The following is a 19,710-nucleotide window of genomic DNA, read 5'->3' on the forward strand; positions in this document are numbered from 1 at the left end:
AGATTAAAATGATGGGCGTAGGGTCCGATCATGCACGGCCCGAACGACTCCCGTCCTTCACCTCGCCTCGCCGACCTGGCGAACCTGGTCCGCCTGCCCGCGGCGCTCAGCGTGCCCGGTGACATCCTCGCCGGTGCCGTCGCGAGTGCCGGGAAACCCCGGCCCCGTATCGTCGCCACGATGGCGTCGTCCGTCGCCCTCTACTGGGCCGGAATGGCGCTCAACGACTACGCGGACGCGACCGTCGACGCGGTGGAGCGCCCCGAACGCCCCCTGCCCTCCGGCCGCGTGGCCCGCAGCACCGCGCTGGCGACCGCCTGCGGGCTCACCGCCGCAGGCCTGGGCCTCGCCGCCCTGGCCGGCGGGCGGCGCGCACTCGGCGTGGCGCTGCCGCTGACCGGACTGGTCTGGGCGTACGACCTGCGCCTGAAGTCCACCCCCGCCGGTCCCGCCGCCATGGCGGGCGCACGGACGCTGAACGTGCTGGCCGGAGCGGAGCCCGGGCACCGGGCGTCCGCGCTGCCGGCCGCCCTGCTGGTCGGCGCGCACACCTACACCGTCACGGCGCTGAGCCGCCACGAGGTGTCCGGCGCGCCGCGCGCGCTGCCCGCCGTCACACTGGCCGGCAGCACCGCGACCGCCCTGGCCGCCGCGGCACTTCCCGGCGTACGACGGCGGCGGGGGACGGCACGGATCGGCGCGGCCGTCGGCGCGCTCGGCTACCTCGCCTCGTACGGCACGGCGCAGGCGCGCGCGGCGCGGGAGCCGTCCGCGGCGAACGTCCGCACTGCCGTCGGCACCGGGATCATGTCGCTGATGCCCCTTCAGGCGGCGCTCACCGCGGGCGGCGGGGGAACGGGCCTGGCCGGTGTCCTGGCTGTGGCGCACCCGCTGGCGAGAAGACTCGCCCGGAAGGTGTCGCCCACATGACCCCGAGCCACGGGCCCGCGATACCTGAGTCCGTGAGCCGGCTGCGGTTCGGCTTCGGGACCAACGGATTCGCCCACCACCGGCTCGACGACGTGCTGACCGTGCTCGCCGACCTGGGCTACGACTCCGTCGGCCTCACCCTCGACCACGGCCACCTCGACCCCTACGCCGCCGACCTGCCCCGGCAAGTCGCCCACTTAGCGCGGCGGCTGGACCGGCTGGGCCTGGCCGTCATGGTGGAGACCGGATCGCCGTACCTGCTGGATCCGTGGCGCAAACACATCCCCACCCTGATGTCGGCTCAAGGCGCCGAACGGCGTGTCGACCTGCTGGCGCGCGCGGTGCGCGTCGCGGCCGACCTGGGCGCCCCGGCCGTCCACCTGTGCAGCGGACCGGCGCCGGAGTCCATGCCCGAGGAGGAGGCCTGGAAGCGGCTGGCCGCGGGCTGTGAAGAGGTCCTGGGCATCGCCCGTGAGCACGGCGTGGCCCTGGGGTTCGAGCCCGAGCCGTACATGTTCGTCGACACCGTGCAGCGGGTTATGGACCTGCGGCACCGGCTCGGCGACCCCGACCTGTTCGGCATCACGCTCGACATCGGCCACGCCCACTGCGTCGAGGAGCTGCCCCTGCTCGACTGCGTCGGGCTGGCGGCGCCGCATCTGGTGAACGTGCAGATCGAGGACATGAAGCGCGGTGTGCACGAGCACCTCGGATTCGGTGCGGGCGAGATCGACTTCCCGCCCGTCCTGGCCGCCCTGAAGGCCTCCGGCTACCAGGGACCGGTCTCGGTGGAGATCCAGGGCGCGTCCCTGAACGCCCCCGAAGTCGCCCACCGCTCCCTGGAGTTCCTGAAGGCCGCCGAGCCCTGCTGACGCAGAAACGTTCAGGCATCCCGATTCCGCGGAGCATCACCCACCCCTACCCCCGTACGGCCGTCGCCGTACGCGCATCCGAACAGGAGGTATGCGCGTTGGACCCACGCATCCATACCGCCCTCGACCGGCAACTCACCCCCGAGGCACAAGACTGGCTGGCCGATGCCGTCGCCCGCGCAGGCCAGGATCCGGCAGCCGTGCGCACCGTCTTCCCGGCCGTCGGCCGGCGCTGCGGGCGCGGACCACTCGTCGCCGGCTGGACCGTGGCGGATGCCGCCCGCGCCCGGCTGCTCGCCGCCCTGCCGCTGCGCGGAGCAGCGCTCGCCGAGGAGATCACCGCCCTCCACCGGTACGGCGACGCCGCCGAGCAGCGGGCGGTGCTGCGGTCGCTGGCCCTGCTGGAGGACACGGACGCCTCGTTCGCCGACCTCGGACTGCCCCTCGTGCGCGCGGCGCTGCGGGGCAACGACACGGACCTGATCGAGGCGGCCCTCGGCCCGTACGCCGCACGCCACCTGGACTACGACGGCTACCGCCACGCCGTACTGAAGTGCGTCTTCTGCGGCATTCCCCTCGACCGGGTCGCAGGCCTCCAGGAGCGTGCGGACCGCGAACTCGCCCGCATGCTGGCCGACTTCGCCCACGAGCGGGTCGCCGCCGGCCGTGACGTCCCCGCCGACGTCTGGCCGGTCGTGCGCGCCTACCCCGGCACGCTGGAGGCCTCCGGGCTGCCCGCGGAAACCGACTCACCCGTGCCCGACCGCCGCGCCGCCGCCGCACGGGCCCTCGCCGCCTACTCTGCCACCGCGCCCGCAGGAGCCGCATGATGCGTATCTTCGACCCCCACATCCACATGACCTCCCGCACCACGGACGACTACGAGGCGATGTACGCGGCCGGCATACGGGCGGTCGTCGAGCCGTCGTTCTGGCTCGGCCAGCCGCGCACCTCCGTGGACAGCTTCACCGACTACTTCGACGCGCTGCTCGGCTGGGAGCCGTACCGCGCCGCGCAGTTCGGCATCCAGCACCGCTGCACCATCGCCCTCAACCCGAAGGAGGCGAACGACCCGCGCTGCGCCGGTGTGCTGGACGTACTGCCGCGCTACCTGGCCAAGGACCGGGTCGTGGCCGTCGGCGAGATCGGCTACGACTCCATGACCCCCGAGGAGGACGAGGCACTGGCCCACCAGCTCGAACTCGCCGTCGAGCACGAGCTGCCGGTGCTGGTCCACACCCCGCACCGCGACAAGGCCGTCGGCACCCGCCGCACCCTCGACGTGGTCCGCGAGTCCGGCATCCCGCCCGAGCTCGTCCTCGTCGACCACCTCAACGAACTCACCGTGGCCATGGTCGCCGACAGCGGCTGCTGGATGGGCTTCTCCATCTACCCGCACACCAAACTGACCGAGGACCGCATGGTGCGGATCCTCCAGGAACACGGCACCGAGCGGATGCTCGTCAACTCGGCCGCCGACTGGGGCCGCAGCGACCCACTCAAGACCCGCAAGACCGCCGACGCGATGATCGCCGCCGGCTTCGACGACGACACCGTCGACCAGGTCATGTGGCGCAACCCGGTGGCCTTCTACGGGCAGAGCGGCCGACTGGACCTCGAGGACGTCAAGCCGGAGGACACCGAGCCCGACGGCACGGCCCTGTTCGAGGGCAACTCGATCAAGCGCGGCGGAGAGTGACCCCGTAGTGCGCTTCCGACACCCCGACGGTACGACCGTCCACCTCGCCTACTGCAGCAACGTCCACCAGGCCGAGGACCTCGACGGAGTGGTGGACCAGCTCGCCGCCTACGCCGAGCCCGTACGGGAAACACTCGGCGCCGACTTGCTCGGCATCGGCCTCTGGCTGGCCCGGGACGTGGTCACCGAACTGTCCGCCCGCCCCGACGCCGTACTCCGCCTGCGCGCAGAACTGACCGCACGCGGCCTGGAGACCGTCACCCTCAACGCCTTCCCCTACGGCGGATTCCACCGCGAGGTCGTCAAGAAGGACGTCTACCTGCCCGACTGGACCGACCCCGCCCGCCTGCACTACACCGTCGACTGCGCCCGGGTCCTCGCCGGACTGCTGCCCGACGACGCGCTGCGCGGCAGCGTCTCGACCCTGCCCCTGGCCTGGCGTACCCCGTGGGCGGCGGACGCCCGGGACACGGCCCGACGGGCCCTGGACCGACTGGCGGCGGAACTGGCCGACGTGGAGCGTGAGACGGGCCGTACGATCCGCGTCGGCTTCGAGCCGGAACCCGGATGCGCGGTGGAGAACACCGTCCAGGCGGCCCGGGAACTCGGGGGAGTGGACCCCGAGCGGCTCGGGATCTGCCTGGACACCTGCCATCTCGCCGTGCAGTTCGAGGAACCGGCGCCCGCACTGCGCCGCCTCGCCGACGCGGGCCTGCCGGTCGTGAAGGTGCAGGCGTCCAGCGCCCTCCAGGCCGACGACCCCGCCGACCCGGAGGCGCGCCGCGCGCTGGCCCGGTTCGCCGAACCCCGCTTCCTGCACCAGACCCGGACGGCCCCCGACGGGGCCGTCACCGGCGTGGACGACCTCCCGGACGCCCTGGCCGGAGGCCTGGACGCGGGCTCCGCCTGGCGGGTCCACTTCCATGCCCCGCTGCACGCAGAGCCCGAACCGCCACTGCGCACCACCGCGGACGAACTGACCACCGCCCTGGGCGAGTTGCTGGGCGGCCCGCAGGCCCTCTGCGACCACGTCGAGGTCGAGACCTACACCTGGTCGGTCCTGCCCGAACACCTGCGGCCCAGCGACCGCGAGGGCCTCGTCGCGGGCCTGGCCGCCGAACTGACCTGGACCCGCGACCGGTTCGAGGAACTCGGCCTCACCCAAGAAACACTCCTGCGAAGGGAACCCATCTCATGACGAGACTGGTGGTCCTCGACATCGTCGGCCTCACCCCGCGCATGCTGCGCCACATGCCCGCCGTCTCGGCCGTCGCCGCACAGGGCTTCCAGGCCCGCCTGAACCCCGTGCTGCCCGCCGTCACATGCTCCGTGCAGTCCACCCTCCTCACCGGCGTGCCGCCCACCGAGCACGGCGTCGTCGGCAACGGCTGGTACTTCCGCGACCTGGGCGAAGTCCTCCTGTGGCGCCAGCACAACGCCCTGGTCGGCGGCGAGAAACTGTGGCACACAGCGCGCCGCACCCGACCCGACTACACCGTCGCCAACGTCTGCTGGTGGTACGCCATGGGCGCCGACGTCGACTTCACCGTCACCCCGCGCCCCGTCTACTACTCCGACGGCCGCAAAGAACCCGACTGCTACACCCGGCCACCCGCCCTGCACGACGAACTCACCAGCAGACTCGGCCCGTTCCCCCTCTTCACCTACTGGGGACCCAACGCGGGCATGCCGTCCAGCCAGTGGATCCTCGCCGCCGCCCGCCAGATCTTCGACGAGCACCGCCCCGACCTGACCCTGGTCTACGTACCGCACCTGGACTACGAACCCCAGCGATCCGGCCCGGACTCGCCGCAGTCCGCCCGCGAGGCACGACGGCTCGACGACGCGCTGCGCCCCCTGCTGGACCACTTCCGGCGCGAGGACGCCACGGTGGTGATCCTGAGCGAGTACGGCATCGCGCCCGCCTCCCGCCCGGTCGACATCAACCGCGCGCTGCGCCGGACCGGACTGCTCGAAGTCCACAGGCAGGACGGCATGGAGTACCTCGACCCCTGGGCGTCCCGCGCCTTCGCCGTCGCCGACCACCAGGTCGCCCACGTCTACGTCCGCGACCCCGCCGACCTCGCCAAGACCGCCGAGATCGTGGCCGGCCTCGACGGCGTGGACGAGGTGCTCGACGAGCAGGGCAAGGCCCGGCACGGACTCGCGCACGAACGCTCGGGAGAGCTCGTCGCCGTCGCGGAGTCCGACGCCTGGTTCACGTACTACTACTGGCTGGACGACGACCACGCCCCGGACTTCGCCCGCCAGGTCGAGATCCACCGCAAGCCCGGCTACGACCCCGCCGAACTCCTCTACGACCCCACCGTGCCCGGCGTGAAGGCACGCGCCATCGGCCAGGTCGCCCGCAAGAAGGCCGGCCTGCGCTACCGCATCAAGACCGTCCCCCTGGACCCCTCCGGCGTGCGCGGCAGCCACGGCCGGCTGCCGCACGACCCGCAGGACAGCCCCGTCCTGCTGTGCTCGCGGCCCGGTTCCGCCCGTAACGAGATCGCCGCGACCGAGGTGAAGGATCTCCTCCTCACCCTGGCCGGCATCACCGCCCCCTGAACACCGGAGCCCCCCACCATCCACTCGACGGACCCCACGCCGCCGCCCCTGCCCGATCCCGCCGCCGAGTACGGGCGTTGAATCGCCGAGCGGCCCCTGGCCAGGATCGCCGGCGTGACGGCGCCGCGGTCCTTGGGACCGCGGCGCCGCCCGACGGGCGAGGTGCCAGTGGGCTCAGACCAGGGGCCACAGGCAGGCGGTGAGCGCGAAGCCCATCAGCCCCATGGTGGTGGTCAGGACGGTCCACGTGCGCAGACCGGCCGAGACGTCGAGGCCGGCTAGCTTGGTGAACATCCAGTACCCGGCGTCGTTGATGTGCGAGACGGACAGGCCGCCCGCGCCCATCGCGAGCGCCACCAGCGACAGCTGACCGGTCGACAGATCGGCGCGCTCCAGCAGCGGGGTGAGAATGCCCGCGGTGGTGATCAGCGCCACCGTGGTCGAGCCCTGGGCGGCACGCAGGGCCAGCGCCGTCACGAAGGCCAGCACCAGAGCGGGGAATCCGGTCCGCTCCAGTACGTCGGCGATCGCGTCGCCGATGCCGCTGGCCACCAGCACCTTGCCGAAGACGCCGCCCGCGCCCGCCACCAGGATCACCATCGCGACGGACGGCAGCGCCGAGCCCATCACGTCCGCGATGCGCGCACGGTTCCAGCCGCGCCGGGCGCCCAGGAAGTACGCGCACAGGGTGACGTCGATCAGCAGGGCCACCATCGGGGCACCGAGGACGGTGAGGACGGCGCGGAGCGTGGAGCCGTCGGCGAGCAGGTTCTGACCGAGGGTGCCGAGCAGGATCAGCAGGATCGGGGTGACGATCAGCGTCAGCACCATGGCGAACGACGGCGGCCGGACCTCCGTGGCCGTGCCGGCCGGTCGGGTGAGGACGGCGGTACCGTGCCCGTCGCCGGCGGGAGCGGGAGCGGGCGATGCGGTGCCGTCCGGCCCGGTGTCCGTGCCGCCGGACCCACCGGCGGGGGCCGGCTTCTCCGAGCCGTACACCTCGGCGTACACGGCGGGATCCATCGGGTACTCGCGGCGCGTGAGGCGCTTGGACACCAGGTAGCCCAGCAGGACGACGACCGCCGTGAGCGGGACGCCCATCAGCAGGACCAGCCCCTGGCTGGCGCCGATCGCCTCGGTGACGGCCACCGCGCCCGGGTGCGGCGGCAGGAAGGCGTGCACGGTGAGCATCGCGGCGCCCATCGGCAGCGCGTACACCAGCAGCGGCTTGCGGGAGGCGCGGGCCACGCCGTACGCGATGGGCATCAGGATGATCAGGCCGACCTCGAAGAAGACCGGGATGCCGAGGACGAATCCGGCGACCGTCAGCGCCAGCGGGGTGCGCTTGCTGCCGAACTTGTGGATGAGCGAGTGCGCGAACGCGTGGGCGCCGCCGGAGAGTTCGATGATCCGGCCGATCATCGCGCCGAGCGCGATGATGGTCGCGATGTGGCCCAGGGTGGCCCCCATGCCGTCCTCGATGGTCTTCACCAGGTCGGCGGCGGGTACGCCCGCGGACAGGGCGACGCCGATGCTGACGACGACGAGGGCGACGAAGGGCTGGGCCTTGGCCTTGAGGATGAGCAGGAGCAGGGTCGCGACACCCGCGACCGCGATGATCAGCAGAGTGTTGTGGCTCATCGTCCGTCTCCCGCCGCTCTGACCGGCTTCTTCGTGTCCTTGGTGTCCTTCGCGTCCATGGTGTCCTCGGTGTTCTTCGTGTTCTTCGGGGACAGCACGGTGACGACGGAGGAGTCGTCACGGTCGCCCAGGCCCGCGTGCTCGCCGAGCAGATAGAGCTGTTCGGCGGCGGCGGCGAGCGGCACCGGCACATGGGCGTCCTTGGCGATGCCCGTCACGATGCCCATGTCCTTGACGAAGATGTCCAGCCGGGACCTGACCTCCGGGTCCGGCCCGTCCTCGTACGTCTCGACCATGCGCGGCCCGCGGTCGGCGAACATGAAGGAGCCGGCCGCCCCGTGCTTGAGGCTGTCCACGACCGTGGCCGGGGCGAGCCCCAGGCCGCGGGCGAGGGCGACCGCCTCCGCGGCGGCGGCGATGTGCACCCCGGCCAGCAGCTGGTTGACGGCCTTGAGCGCCTGGCCGTCGCCGGGCCGCGGGCCGATGACGGTGAGGGTGGAGGCCAGCAGGTCGAGCACCGGACGGGCCGCCTTGAGCGCCGTGTCCTCGGCGCCGACGACGATCAGCAGATCGCCGTTGCCGGCCCGTACGGGACCGCCGCTGACCGGCGCGTCCACGAGGAGGACGTCCTGCGGGGCGAGCCGCTCGGCGACGGCGCGGGCCGCTTCGGGGCCCACCGTGCTGGTGAGCACGACCACGGCTCCGGGCCGCAGCGTCGCGGCGGCGCCGTCCGGACCGAACAGGGCGCCTTCGACCTGCGCGCGGTCGCGTACCGCGAGCAGCACCACGTCGGCCTCACGGGCCGCCTCGGCGGGGGACGCCGCCTCGGTGGCTCCTTCGGCGGTCAGCAGCGCACGCCGTTCGGCGGATATGTCGTACACGACGACAGGCAGTTCACCGGCCAGCCGCCGGGCCATGGGCAGACCCATGGCACCGAGGCCGAGCACGGCGGTACGGGGACGGGGAGACATCTTTGTCCTCCTAGTAGTGAGGGCGGGCGGGATGGATTCACATCTGACGTCTGACGTCTGACGTCTGATGTCATAGGTTCGTGCTCAGGCGGTCGATGACGGTCAGAGCAGCGGCGGTGACCGCTTCGCGGGCGGCAGACCAGAGCCCGACGACGTCGGAGCCGGGCAGCGCGTCCGGAAGGTGGTCGCGGACGGCCTCCAGGTAGGCCCGCCGCAGCTCCGCGTTGACGTTGACCTTGGCGACCCCGCGGGCGAGGGCCCCGCGCAGTTGCTCGGTGGGGAGTCCGCTCGCGCCGTGCAGGACCAGGGGCACCGGCACGGCCGCGTGGATCGCGGCGAGACGGTCCAGGTCCAGCCGTACCGGTTCCCTGGTGAAGCCGTGCACATTGCCCACCGCGACGGCCAGGGCGTCCACGCCCGTCTCGGCGACGAACTCGGCCGCCTGCCGCGCGTCGGTCATGGCCGTGGCCGATGCCACCGCGTCGGTGGAGACGTCCTCGTCGCCCGCGAGGGCGCCCAACTCGGCCTCGACCCAGGCGCCGTGGTCACGTGCCCGCCGTACGGCCTGACTGGTCAGCGCGATGTTCTCGGCGAACGGCAGATGCGAGCCGTCGATCATCACCGACGTGTAGCCGGCCTCCAGACAGACGGTGATCTCGTCGAGATCCCGGCTGTGGTCCAGGTGCACCCCCAGCCGTGCCGTCGAGCGGTCGGCCGCGTCCAGCGCCAGCCGCATCAACGCCTGCTGTCCGGCGTAACGGAACGGCCCGGCGCCCGCCTGGATCAGTACAGGGCGTCCCGCGATCTCGGCTGCCGCCGTGATGGCCTGCACCGTCTCCAGGTTGTACGCGACGAACCCGGGCAGCGCCTGCCCGGTGGCGGCCGCCGCCTTCAGCGCGTCGGTTCCGTGTAGCAGCATCATGCGCTCCTGAGCAGGTCGAGGGCGTCGGCGAGGGCCTCGTCGCCGCCGACGTTCCCGGCGAAGACGATGTACGGGATGCCGGCGGCGGGGCCGTCGACGGGCTGCCACAGCGAGACGATGCCGGGCAGCAGGGTGCCGCGCGCCCAGGCGCGGCGGATCTCCAGACCGTGGGTGGCGGTGTCGCTGGAGGTGATGCCGCCCTTGGCGATCACGAACGCGGGCCTGCGCGCCGCGTTGACCAGCCGGACCGCTTCCACCAGCGTCGCCGAGACCCGGCGCGAGATGGCCAGGCTCTCTTCGGCGTCGGCGCCCGTGACCAGGGCCCGCGAGGTACGGATCACGGCGTCCGAGGACTCCAGCGCGGTGGCCGCCCGGGCCGCCACCTCGGCGACATGCGGCTCCCGCCGCTCGTCATCGAGGAGGAGCGCCACGTCCAGTTCGAACTCGGCGATTCCGCCGCGCTCCCTCAGCCGCTCCAACTGCCGTGTGGTCAGGGAGACATGGGAGCCGATCGCGATCAACCCGTGCGGGGCGTCCCCGCGCAGCGGCCGCAATTCCCCGGCGGTGAGCGGCGGCCGCCCGGCCTGTCCGGCACGGGCCCGTACGAACGACGGGCCGACCCGGTACAGGAGCCGGACGCCTCCCCCCTCGGCCTCGGCCACGGCGAGCGCCAGCACCCGCAGATCGTCGTCGCAGACCGCGTCGACCACCGCGGTGCGGCCGTCGCGGAGGCCGGACAGCAGCTCCGCGACCCGGGCCGGGCCGCCCACGCGCAGATCGTCGAGGGTGATCCGCAGTACGTCGGCGGCGGCGACGCGCCCGCCCGTCTTCTCCTCGACCCACTCGGGCAGTGCGGAGCTGCGGTAGCCGAACGTCGCGTCGCGGGCGAACTCGCTCTCGCCGACCGGCAGCAGCCCGCCGTCCGGCGTACGCATCCAGTGGTACGAGTCGACGGTGATCCGTCCCGCCTCGATGTACGCGGGGACCAGCACCACCCCGTCCGGCGCGTCGGCTCCTACGGCGGCGAGCTCCTGGGCGAGGACGTCGGTCTCCAGCGGGAAGTGGCCGCGCAGCGTCGAGTCGCCGCGACTGGCCAGCACATAGCCGGTGCCCTCGGCGGCGGAGGCTTCGTGCAGCGCCCGCACCACCTCGCGGTTGCGGGCCGCAGCGTCCTCGGGGGACAGGCTGCGGGTGTTGGTGAGCACGAAGAAGGCGGCGCTGTCCTGGCGCAGTGCCCAGCGCAGGTCGTCGACGGTCCAGGAGGTGAGGACCGGAACATCGGCGACGGTCTGGGTGCCGGTCGGATCGTCGTCGAGGACGACCAGACGCGGTCCGCCGGCGATGCGGGCGGCCACTTCGGCGGCGGGCACCTCACGGACGGGCGGCAGTCCGTCGAGCGCGGTGCGCCCGGTCCGGGCAGGGAGGGACACAGACATGGCGGATTCCTGAGAGGAGAGAGAGGAACAGGTCGGCGGTTCGTGCCGGGGGCGGAGAGGTGCGCGCTCAGTCGAGGTCGCGCTTGATGACGTGCGTCCGCAGGTCGTCGGCCGTCTGGTTCATATGGGCGTTCATCGTCGTGCGGGCCGCATCCGGGCTGCCCGACTCCAGGGCGGCGAGCACCTGCTCGTGGTGGGCGATGGCGTTGGTACGGATCTCCGGCACCGCGGACGTCTGCCGGCGGCCCTCGACGAGCAGCGCGCCGAAGGGCTCGAAGAGCAGCGGAACGAAGAGGTTGCCGGCGGCGCGCATGACGGTGTCGTGGAAGTCGATGTCGGCCTGGACGAACAGCTCGGTGTCCGCGGCCTCGGCGGCCTCCCGCATGGTGGCGAGGTGCCGTCGCAGCTCTTCGAGGTGCGACGCGTCGCGCCGGGAGGCGGCCAGCTCGCAGGCACCGTTCTCGATCAGCCGCCGGGCCTCGATCAGCTGCTCGGACAGCGCCCCGCTCGCGGTACGCGAGGCGGCCCTGACCACCGCGTCCAGTGCTGTCCAGCGGTCGGGCGGATTGACGTAGGTGCCTCGGCCACGCACCACACGGACGACGTTCTGCGCGCGGAGCTGCTTGATGGCCTCCCGCACGGTCAGCCGGCTGACACCGCCCTGCTCGGACAACTCGCCCTCGGGCGGGAGGGCGGAGTCGGGCGGGTACGCGCCGTCGATGATCGCGGTGAGCAGTTGCTCGGCGAGGTCGTCCGGGAGTGACATCGCAAATCCCTGAGGTTCGGGGGAGGGGTCTCCGGCACATCTGACGTCAGACATCAGATGTCTATGTGGCGGAAACAATGACAGCGAGTGAGGGGCGCGTCAATACCCCGCGAAGGACACGCACAAGGACACGTACAAGGAAACGCATCGGGCCGCGCTCGCGCCGTGCGGTCAGGAAAACGCTCGGACGACCGCGCGGATCCGCATCACGTGGTCGCCCACCGCGCCGAAGTGCGCGACCACGCTGAGGAGTTCACGCAGATTCAGCAGGGGCATGCGTTCCCGCCAGCCGTCGGCGAGTGGCGAGATCTCCTGGTAGGCGTCGAAGAAGCAGTCCGGAGGCGGGTCGGTGCAGAACAGCATGCTGAGTTCGGATTCCGCCCACATCCAGCATGCCGCCGGGTCGATGAACGCGGGTTCGCCCTCGGAGTCCGCGACGACGTTGCCGCGCCACAGATCGCCGTGGTTCAGCACGCTCGGAGCGTCCGGCACCAACAGGTGAAGGCGGTCACAGATGCGCTCCAGTCCGGCTAGGTCGGCTGCCTCCAAAGTGCGCCGGACCTTGGGTTCACGGACGTAGCGGAGGATTCGGCGCTCGGCGAAGAACGCGTGGCCGCTGTCGGTCCACGCGTTCTCCTGGGGGAGGAGGCCGAGCCATCCGTCGGTGTGCCAGCCGAACCGGTCTCCCCGCACCGTGTGCAGCCGTGCCACGGCCCGGCCGGCCGCCTCCCAGAAGCCGTCGGTGTCGGGACGGGCTTCCAGCGATTCCATGAGGAGGTGACGGGAACTCACCTCCCATACCCGGGGCGTTCGGAGCTTCCCCAGGTCACGGAGGACACGCAGGCCCTCCGCTTCGAGCGAGTAGAGGTCGGCCGGCACTCGGGCGGAGCCCTTGAGGACGCGTCTGGTGCCGTCGGTGAGGGTCAGCCGCCAGACGTCGTTGACCGCTCCTCCGGAGAGCGGCTCCGCCTCGGCCACATCCGCGATGACGGCGCTGGGCAGGCTCTTCCATGCCGGATCGCGGTCGTTCATGCCGCCTCGCCCTCCGAGAGCAGTTCCGACAATGCCTCCCCCAAGGGAGGCCGTGCAGGAGCGATGCTGTCACGAGCCGGCGGCGGCCTCCGGGCGGGGCTGCCGGTATGGCTTCACCGCGCGGCGCGCGATGGCGAACCGGTGTGTCTCCGACGGGCCGTCGTAGATCCGGAACGGCCGCACCTCCCGGAGCAGGCGTGCCAGTGGGGCGTCGGCGGCCGAGATGCCGAGCGCTCCACAGATCTGCACCGCCCGGTCGACCACCCGGTTCACCGCCTCCGCCACGAAGGTCTTGGACACCGAGGTGAGCTGGGAGGCGGCGGCCGAGCCGGTGTCCAACTCCCAGGCGGTGCGCAGGATCAGGGCGCGGCTCGCCTCGATGTCGATCTCGGAGTCGGCCAGCATCTGCTGCACCATGCCGAGGTCTCCCAGCACGGAGCCGAACGCCGTCCGGCTGCCCGCCCGATCCAGGGCGACGTCCTGGGCGCGACGGGCGGCTCCCAGCCAGCGCATGCAGTGGGTCATACGGGCGGGGCCCAGCCGGACCTGAGCGTTCTCGAAGCCGCGGTCGACCGCACCGAGCACCTGCTCCTCGCCGACCACGCACTCCTCGAAGACGATCTCGCTGTGCCCTGCGAAGAGCCCCTCGTCCAGGGTCTCGATGTCCCGGACGATGCGCATGCCGGGGGTGTCGGCGTCGACCAGGAACATGGTGGCGCCGCCGGGGTCGCCGGGGTTGCCGGAGGTGCGGGCCATGACGATGGCGAAGGCGGCTCCGTTGGCCCCGCTGATGAACCACTTGCGCCCGTCGATGCGCCACCCGCCGGGGACCCGGGTCGCCGTGGTGCGCAGGGAGCGGGGATCGGCGCCCGCTCCCGGAGCCGGTTCGGTCATCGCGAAGCAGGACCGGGACTCACCTGCGGCGAGCGGGCGCAGATAGCGCTCGTGCTGCTCCTCGGTGGCCACCTTCTCCAGTAGATGCATATTGCCCTCGTCCGGGGCCGCGCAGTTCAGCGCCAGCGGGCCCAGCAGTGAGTACCCGGCGGCCTCGAACACCACCGCCTGTCCGCGCAGGTCGAGCCCGTGCCCGCCCCACCGCGTCGGCACGTGCGGCGCGAAAACACCTGCCTCGCGGGCACCTTTCTGCAGAGTTTCGCGCAGGGGCTCCGGCGCGTCGTGCACGGACCCGCCGCACTCGCGCTCGGCCGGGATCACCACGTCGCGTACGAACTCCGCGGTGGCCGCGGCGAGTCGGGCGACAGGCGGATCGACATCGAACTGGATGGGCACGGTTCCTCCCGCCGAAGGGCTCCGGGCATCGGCGCCCGTCGCGTCCTAGAAACTGTACAGCGTCTTCAGTATCTTGCTGAGTGGCGCTGGATCTGAGGAGCGCTTGATCCGAGGCGTGCTCGACCGGAGCGGGCCTCGACGACGGAAGAAGACCCCATGAGCACCGAGCCGGTCCGCGTCGTCCGTCATCCCGACCGAGTCGTAGAACTGAGGCTGGACGACCCCGGAAGGGGCAACGCCCTGGATCTCCCGACGGCCGAGGCGCTGCGCGACGCGACCGCCGAGGTGGCCGCCGACCCGGGTGGCGCGGTCCTGCTGCGGGCAGCGGGCACGACCTTCTGCGTGGGTGGTGACCTGCGCGCATTCGCCGGCCGGGGCGAGGAGACGGGCGCCTATGTGCACGCCGTGGCGACCGCGGCGCACACGGCGGTGCGGGCTCTGTACGAGCTGCCCGTACCCGTGGTCGCGGCCGTGCGCGGCGCCGCCGCGGGCGGCGGGATCGGTCTCGCCCTGGTCGGCGACATCGTCCTGGCCGCACGGTCGGCGCGCTTCCGGCTGGCGTACACGGCGATGGGACTCACCCCGGACTGCGGGGCCACCTGGCTCCTGCCGCGCCTGGTGGGCCCCCGTCTGGCGGCGGACCTGGTTCTCACCAACCGGGTCCTGACGGGCGCCGACGCCGAGCGGTTCGGCCTGGTCACGCGTGCCGTCGCGGACGACGAAGTGGACGAGGCCGCCCACCGGACCGCCGCCGAACTGGCCGGTGGAGCGGGCGAGGCACTGCGCGCCGCGAAACGCCTGCTGCGTGACGGTGCCGAGGGTGGGCTGAGCCGTCACCTCGACGAGGAGGCGCGGCTGATCGCCGGCCTGGCGGGGAGCGACGAGGCGCAGGCGCGGATGACCGCGTTCCTGGCCCCGCGGGCTCGTGCACGGGTGGGCAGAAGCCGGTCCGCGCCAAGCAGTCCGGAAAGTGTTTCTTGATTACCTCTTCACTAACACCTCCGCCGGAGCGTAACCTCCGGGCAACACAGAACTGAGGACCGGGCGACAGCACCGGGGAAATGGTGTGGCGATGCAATCTCCTGCCGTGGGCCGGACGGACGCTCTCGACAAGACCCCCACCGAAGACGAGGCACTCACCGAAGCCGTCGTCGACCTCGTTCTGCGTGGGATGTGGCGCGGCAGGCCCGAGTCGGACCACCGCCCGCTGGTCGACGCCGGCCTGGCCATGGTGAAGGGCCCGATGGTGCTGCCGACCGAGCCCGCCAGGGCGGCCGCGTCCCGGATCCTGCGGGTTTCCGCCGGTTCCGCGCAGGAGCAGCGGATCACCGCCGCCTACGAGGCCTTCCTGCCGATCAACAGGACGCTGCGCGAAGTGTGCACGGCCTGGCAGTGCCGGCCCGACGGCACGGTCAACGACCACGGCGACAGTGTCTACGACGCCGGGGTGCGCGAGTCGCTGGAGGACGTGCACGAGGCCATCCAGCCCGTACTGCGCAGGCTGGACGGGCTGCCGTCGGGCAGCGGGCACTATGTCACGGCCCTGGAGGAGGCCCTCGACCGCTTCGACGACGGCGCGGTGGAGTGGCTGGCCTCGCCCCTGTGCGACTCGTACCACACCGTGTGGATGCGGCTGCACCAGGAGCTGCTGCTGGTTCTGGGGATCAGCCGGGCGCAGGACGAGGCGCTCGAAGAGGAACTGGTCACCAGGAGCCGAGGTTGAGCGTCACCGACCGCCACTCCGGCACACTCGCACAGACGCACACCCCCGGCCACGCCCTGGTGCCCTACGGCCAGGGACGGATCCGAGGGCTGGACGCCGGTGAACTGGGCACGCACGGCATCGCCATGGACCGGCTGGTGGCCCTCGGGCTCCCAGTGGTGCCCGGACTGACGGTGCCGGCGGGCTCGGCCGCGTCGCTGTGCGAGCCGGGTACCGCCCGCGCCGCCCTGGACCTTGTGGAGCAACTGTCGGGACGGCGGATCGGCGACCGGAGCAGGCCGCTGCTGCTGCGTCTGTCGGCGAGCGCGTCGACCGAGGTCGCCGGGCTGCCGCCGGAACTCGCCTGCATCGGTATCACCCCGGCCGACGCCGATGGCATCCGTGCCGTCATCGGCCGCGACGATGTGCTGTACGAGGTATGGGCGGCCACCGTCCGGTTGATCGCGGAGTACGCCCTTGACGTGCCCGCACCGGAGCTCGACGACGCATCGCTCGACACCCCTGATCCCAGGGCCCGCGTCGACGCACTGCTCTCGACGGTCGCCCGGCATGCCGAGCGGCAGTACCCCGACGACCCGGCCGAGCAGCTCGCGCTGGCCGCTCGGGCGGTGCTGGGGCGGTGGGCCTCACCCCGGGCCAGGCGATCCCGCAAAGCCCAGCGGCTCCCCGCGGAGCTGGGCATCGCACTCCATGTCCAGGCCGTGCGTATCGGGCCATGGGACCACTCGGGCTTCGGCACGGCGGTCAGCCGGCACCCCGACAGCGGCCGCTTCTCGCCGCAGGGCTCCTTTTTCCGGGGCGTACGCCGCAGCGCGCCGTCCCCGCGCACGGGCGAGCCGCTGGAGAAGCTGGGCGGGAGTTCCGCGTTGCTTGAGCACTCGCTGCTCACCCTCGAACGTCATCTGCACGCCCCGGTCACCGTCGACTTCGAGGTGCGCGACGGCGAGATCTCGCTGCTGGCCGCCTCGGCGCAGAGCCGCCCGCCGCTCCGTGCGGCGGTGTGCCTCGCTGCGGACCTGGCCGGGGACGGGGCGCTCGACCGGGAAGAGGCCGTACGGCGGATCAGCCCCGCGCAGGTGCAGGAACTGCTGCACCCCCAGCTCCGCCTGACCGGTGGCGAGCAGCTCCTGGTGAAGGGACTGCCCGCCTCCCCGGGGGCGGCGACCGGGGCGATCGTCCTGTCGAGCGAACGTGCCCTCGAACTGGCCGCGGACGGCACGCGGGTCGTGCTCGTGGCCCATGAGACGACTCCGGCCGACGTCCCCGGGATGCTGGCCGCCGTCGCCGTACTCACCGGCAGCGGCGGCATCGCCTCGCACGCCGCCGTGGTGGCGCGCGGTGCGGGCAAGCCCGCCGTGTGCGGCGCCGAGGGACTGCGCGCCGACCGGGCCGCCGGCACCGTACGGATCGGGGACCGGCTGCTGCGCGAGGGCGATCCCGTCTCGCTGGACGGCCGTACCGGAGCCGTCTACGCGGGGACGCTGAGCGTCAGCGTCGCCGGACCGCCGCCCGAACTGTCCACCCTGCTGGAGTGGGCGGACGACATGCGCCGGCTGGGCGTGCGGGCCAACGCCGACACCGCCGCGGAGGTGAGCACCGCCGTCGCCCTGGGCGCGGAGGGGGTGGGGCTGTGCCGTACGGAGCACCAGTTCCTCGGCGACCGGCTGCCGCTGATCCGCCGGGTGATCCTGGCCGCCGACGCCGCGGCCCGCGACGAGGCGCTGTCGGCACTGGAAGAGGCTCAGCACGAGGACTTCAAGGCCCTGCTGACCGCGGTGGGGGACCGGCCGGTGACCGTACGCCTGCTGGACGCCCCGCTGCACGAGTTCCTGCCCGCCGCCGGAGAGGCCCAGGACGCCGCCGAGGAACAGCGGGCCGCCGCACTGCGGGAGGCCAACCCGATGCTCGGGCTGCGCGGGGTGCGGCTGGCGCTGCTGCACGAGCGGCTCTACCCAGCACAGGCCGAGGCGCTCTTCACCGCCTGGGCCGATGTCGCCGCCACCGGAGTCCGCCCCCAGCTCGAAGTGATGATCCCGCTCGTCAGCCTGCCGGAGGAACTGGCCGCCGCGGCCGCGTACGTGCGCGGTGCCGCCGACGCGGTCGCCGCCCGCACCGGCGTGGAGGTCCCGTACCGGCTCGGCACGATGATCGAGACGCCGCGCGCCGCGCTGCTGGCCGGCGAACTCGCCGAACACGCCGAGTTCTTCTCCTTCGGCACCAACGACCTCACCCAGCTCACCTACGGATTCTCCCGGGACGACGTCGAGCGCCAGGTGCTCGCCTCGTACCAGGAGCGCGGGTTCCTGACGGCCAGCCCGTTCGCCCGGCTCGATCCGCACGGGGTGGGCGCGCTGATCGCCCTGGCGGTGGAGCGGGCGCGGAGCGTACGCCCCGGCATCAAGCTGGGCGTGTGCGGTGAGCACGGCGGAGACCCGGAGTCCATCGCCTTCTGCGACGAGCTGGGCCTCGACTACGTCTCCTGCTCCGCGCACCGCGTGCCGGTCGCCCGGATGGCGGCGGCGCACAGTGCCGTGCGGGAGCGGCACGACGACAGCGGGAGCACACGATGACGACCACCGTGACCGACGGCACGGCCCTGTCCGACGCCGAACTGGACGACCTGCGCGAGACCGTACGGTCGGTGTGCGCCGACAGCGGCGGCACCGCCGCGGTGCGCCGGCTGGCCGAGGAATCTCCGGGTATCGACGCCAAGTTGTGGGACACCCTGGGCCGGCAGGTCGGCCTCGCGGCCCTCGGTCTGCCCGAGACGGCCGGAGGCATCGGCGGCCTCGCCGAGATCGCCGCTGTCTGCGAGGAGTTGGGCCGAACGCTGACGCCGGTGCCGCTGCTGTCCTCCACCGTGCTGGCCGGGCAGGTCCTGGCCGGCTGCGGCACGGCCGACCGGGCCCTGGCGGAGCTGGCCGAGGGCAAGGTGCACGCCCTGGCGGTGGCGGCGCCCGACGGGGTGTGGCGGCCGGACGCCGTGCCGGTGGCCGTCACCTGGCGGGGCGGCGTCCCGCTGCTGGACGGCACCGCTCCCTTCGTACTGGACGGTGCCGACGCCGAACGCCTGGTCGTCGCCGCCATCGGGGCCGACGGCCTGGACCTCTTCCTCGCCGACCCGAACGAGCCCGGGGTGAGCGTCCGCCGAGTGCCCACCCTGGACCTCAGCCGCGGACAGGCGGTGGTCTCCTTCACCGGCGCCCCTGCCCGGCCCCTGACCGCCGGGGGCGAGGGCGCGGACATCGTGAGCCGCGCCCTGGACGTGGCACTGGTGGCCCTGGCCGCCGAGCAACTCGGCGGCGCTCAGGCCGCGTTGGACATGACGGTGGCCCATGTGCGGGAGCGCACCCAGTTCGGCAGGGCCATCGGCGGCTTCCAGGCGGTCAAGCACACCTGTGCCGACATGCTGCTCCAGGTCGAGGCAGCGCGGTCGGCGGTGGTGCGCGCCGTCCGGGCGGCCGACTCGCCCGAGTCGCTGGCCGAGGCGGCGGCGGTGGCGCAGGCATGGTGCGGCGAGGCGTTCGTGTTCGTCGCCGCCGAGTGCGTCCAACTGCACGGCGGCATGGGCTTCACCTGGGAGCACGACGCGCACCTGTACTTCCGGCGCGCCCAGTCCGACGCCGTCCTGCTGGGCGGCGCCGCGCACCACCGGGAACGGCTGGCCGGACTGCTCGGCTGGTGACTTAGGGGTCCTTGCACTATGCCCGCCCGGGTCGCGCGGCCTGGCACCGCACCTCGCCGCGTTGCCGAAACGCCCACGTGGCTCCTCCCCCACGCTCGAACAGCCTCGCGCGGGGGGACCCCCATCGAGGGCGCTCCGGCGCCTTGCGATGCACGGCACCAGACCACGCGAC

The 19,710-nt window shown here is 72.7% G+C and carries 17 protein-coding genes; 10 read left to right on the forward strand and 7 right to left on the reverse strand.

From position 1 onward, the window contains the following. Positions 1-30: 30 nt before the first annotated feature. The 6 genes from Q4V64_RS48970 (at position 31) to Q4V64_RS48995 (ending at position 6,072) form a co-directional block, all read left to right on the forward strand. Positions 31-930: an SCO3242 family prenyltransferase gene (locus tag Q4V64_RS48970; RefSeq protein ID WP_124436834.1), complete on the forward strand. Its 900-nt coding sequence runs from the start codon at positions 31-33 to the stop codon at positions 928-930. Then, positions 927-1,802 carry a sugar phosphate isomerase/epimerase family protein gene (locus Q4V64_RS48975; protein ID WP_124436833.1) on the forward strand — a complete coding sequence of 292 codons (876 nt, stop codon included), beginning with the start codon at positions 927-929 and terminating at the stop codon, positions 1,800-1,802. The genes Q4V64_RS48970 and Q4V64_RS48975 overlap by 4 nt, the downstream gene beginning before the upstream one ends. Before the next feature lie 98 nt (positions 1,803-1,900). Continuing rightward, on the forward strand, positions 1,901-2,632 hold the full coding sequence (locus Q4V64_RS48980; RefSeq protein ID WP_124436832.1) for an EboA domain-containing protein: 732 nt from the start codon (positions 1,901-1,903) through the stop codon (positions 2,630-2,632). Beyond that, the gene (locus tag Q4V64_RS48985; protein WP_172628946.1) at positions 2,632-3,501 is read left to right on the forward strand and encodes a TatD family hydrolase; all 870 of its coding nucleotides are present in this window, start codon (positions 2,632-2,634) and stop codon (positions 3,499-3,501) included. The genes Q4V64_RS48980 and Q4V64_RS48985 overlap by 1 nt, the downstream gene beginning before the upstream one ends. Before the next feature lie 7 nt (positions 3,502-3,508). Next, positions 3,509-4,699, forward strand: coding sequence for a metabolite traffic protein EboE (gene eboE, locus Q4V64_RS48990; RefSeq protein ID WP_124436830.1), 1,191 nt, complete (start codon positions 3,509-3,511; stop codon positions 4,697-4,699). Continuing rightward, positions 4,696-6,072, forward strand: coding sequence for a nucleotide pyrophosphatase/phosphodiesterase family protein (locus Q4V64_RS48995; protein WP_124436829.1), 1,377 nt, complete (start codon positions 4,696-4,698; stop codon positions 6,070-6,072). The genes eboE and Q4V64_RS48995 overlap by 4 nt, the downstream gene beginning before the upstream one ends. Before the next feature lie 174 nt (positions 6,073-6,246). Here the strand turns inward: Q4V64_RS48995 and Q4V64_RS49000 are convergent, their stop codons facing one another. The 7 genes from Q4V64_RS49000 to Q4V64_RS49030 form a co-directional block, all read right to left on the reverse strand. Further along, positions 6,247-7,713, reverse strand: coding sequence for an SLC13 family permease (locus Q4V64_RS49000; RefSeq protein ID WP_124436828.1), 1,467 nt, complete (start codon positions 7,711-7,713; stop codon positions 6,247-6,249). Then, the gene (locus Q4V64_RS49005) at positions 7,710-8,684 is read right to left on the reverse strand and encodes an NAD(P)-dependent oxidoreductase (RefSeq protein WP_124436827.1); all 975 of its coding nucleotides are present in this window, start codon (positions 8,682-8,684) and stop codon (positions 7,710-7,712) included. The genes Q4V64_RS49000 and Q4V64_RS49005 overlap by 4 nt, the downstream gene beginning before the upstream one ends. A gap of 70 nt (positions 8,685-8,754) precedes the next feature. Next, entirely contained in the window at positions 8,755-9,606 is an 852-nt protein-coding gene (locus Q4V64_RS49010) for a class II fructose-bisphosphate aldolase (RefSeq protein ID WP_253266637.1), read from the reverse strand. Further along, a complete protein-coding gene (locus Q4V64_RS49015) occupies positions 9,603-11,042 on the reverse strand; it encodes a four-carbon acid sugar kinase family protein (RefSeq protein ID WP_124436826.1) in 1,440 nt (479 codons plus the stop codon). The genes Q4V64_RS49010 and Q4V64_RS49015 overlap by 4 nt, the downstream gene beginning before the upstream one ends. A 67-nt stretch (positions 11,043-11,109) precedes the next feature. Then, positions 11,110-11,808: a FadR/GntR family transcriptional regulator gene (locus Q4V64_RS49020; protein ID WP_124436825.1), complete on the reverse strand. Its 699-nt coding sequence runs from the start codon at positions 11,806-11,808 to the stop codon at positions 11,110-11,112. Positions 11,809-11,979: 171 nt separating this feature from the next. Beyond that, positions 11,980-12,840 carry a fructosamine kinase family protein gene (locus Q4V64_RS49025; protein WP_124436824.1) on the reverse strand — a complete coding sequence of 287 codons (861 nt, stop codon included), beginning with the start codon at positions 12,838-12,840 and terminating at the stop codon, positions 11,980-11,982. Between the two features lie 69 nt (positions 12,841-12,909). After that, on the reverse strand, positions 12,910-14,130 hold the full coding sequence (locus tag Q4V64_RS49030) for an acyl-CoA dehydrogenase family protein (protein ID WP_124436823.1): 1,221 nt from the start codon (positions 14,128-14,130) through the stop codon (positions 12,910-12,912). A 156-nt stretch (positions 14,131-14,286) separates the two neighbouring features. Between Q4V64_RS49030 and Q4V64_RS49035 the strand changes: the two genes are divergently transcribed. The 4 genes from Q4V64_RS49035 to Q4V64_RS49050 all read left to right on the forward strand — a co-directional run bounded on the left by Q4V64_RS49035 (position 14,287) and on the right by Q4V64_RS49050 (position 19,538). Next, entirely contained in the window at positions 14,287-15,111 is an 825-nt protein-coding gene (locus tag Q4V64_RS49035; protein ID WP_124436822.1) for an enoyl-CoA hydratase/isomerase family protein, read from the forward strand. A 91-nt stretch (positions 15,112-15,202) separates the two neighbouring features. After that, positions 15,203-15,853: a hypothetical protein gene (locus tag Q4V64_RS49040; RefSeq protein ID WP_124436821.1), complete on the forward strand. Its 651-nt coding sequence runs from the start codon at positions 15,203-15,205 to the stop codon at positions 15,851-15,853. After that, entirely contained in the window at positions 15,850-18,423 is a 2,574-nt protein-coding gene (locus Q4V64_RS49045; protein WP_124436820.1) for a putative PEP-binding protein, read from the forward strand. The genes Q4V64_RS49040 and Q4V64_RS49045 overlap by 4 nt, the downstream gene beginning before the upstream one ends. Beyond that, positions 18,420-19,538, forward strand: a complete 1,119-nt coding sequence (locus Q4V64_RS49050; RefSeq protein ID WP_124436819.1) for an acyl-CoA dehydrogenase family protein — start codon at positions 18,420-18,422, stop codon at positions 19,536-19,538. Before Q4V64_RS49045 ends, Q4V64_RS49050 begins: the two co-directional genes overlap by 4 nt. Positions 19,539-19,710: the final 172 nt, after the last annotated feature.

The organism is Streptomyces sp. NL15-2K (genome assembly GCF_030551255.1).
Classification (GTDB): Bacteria; Actinomycetota; Actinomycetes; order Streptomycetales; family Streptomycetaceae; genus Streptomyces.